The organism is Bartonella sp. AA168HLJHH (genome assembly GCF_042197365.1).
Taxonomy (GTDB): Bacteria; Pseudomonadota; Alphaproteobacteria; order Rhizobiales; family Rhizobiaceae; genus Bartonella.
On sequence record NZ_JBHIRS010000076.1, the window covers coordinates 1 to 762 of the forward strand.

A 762-nucleotide genomic window follows, 5' to 3' on the forward strand; every position below is an offset into this window, starting at 1 on the left:
TTTATCACTCATGTGTTGTCCCCTTCAATTCCCGCTTATTTAAAGATCTGATGCAACTTTACGTTCAACAGATGGTGAGGTTGTTCCGGTATTTGGATTAACGCCTTTGGGTTGATAGGCTTCGTTAAAGACGCATAGGACGTTTCTTCCCTGTCTTAGGGTGAAGCGTGCGCTAATGGCATGGACTATCACCATGTTGCCTCTTGTGGTTTTGGGAACCAGCGATTCTGTACCGTCATTGCTGACAATGTAAATGGCAGGGATTTCTTGGTTGTCGGGAAATGTAAATGTTGTGGTTTTGCCATTGTCATAAACGGAGGAGGGTTCGAGCACGCTTGATCCTTGAGCGGTGTAAGCCCAATTGCGTGGTCCGTAGGTTTCAGAAGCGTTGAAGACATTATCGATACGCTGGGCTTGTTGTTTTTCTTGTCGCATAAGGGCTGCGAGTCTTCTTTGTTCTGCTTCTTCTTGTGGGTAGCGAAATTTCACAAGGAAATATGTTTCTTGTCCAGAGGAAATTTCCCCATCTTTGATCGTAAGTTCAAATTGATAGGAGCGCTTTGAGCCATCAAGCTTTGTGGTGACGACTTGGAGATTGGTAATGGGTTGGACTTCCCGCGCTTTAAGGAAAAGAATATTGCCAGCGGGGGCGACTTCCCATGCAACGCTGTTGCCAATTGCCACATGGGCAATTTCTTCATTGGGAGAAAATTCTATTTGTACCGATGAGCGTATGGAGCCAATAATTTTTGTGACATTATA

1 protein-coding gene is annotated in these 762 nt (G+C 44.9%); it reads right to left on the reverse strand.

What is annotated here, in order from left to right; translation table 11 throughout:
- Positions 1-39: 39 nt before the first annotated feature.
- A partial coding sequence (locus ACFINM_RS09825) for a TrbG/VirB9 family P-type conjugative transfer protein (RefSeq protein WP_375641365.1) occupies positions 40-762 on the reverse strand: 723 nt, incomplete at its 5' end.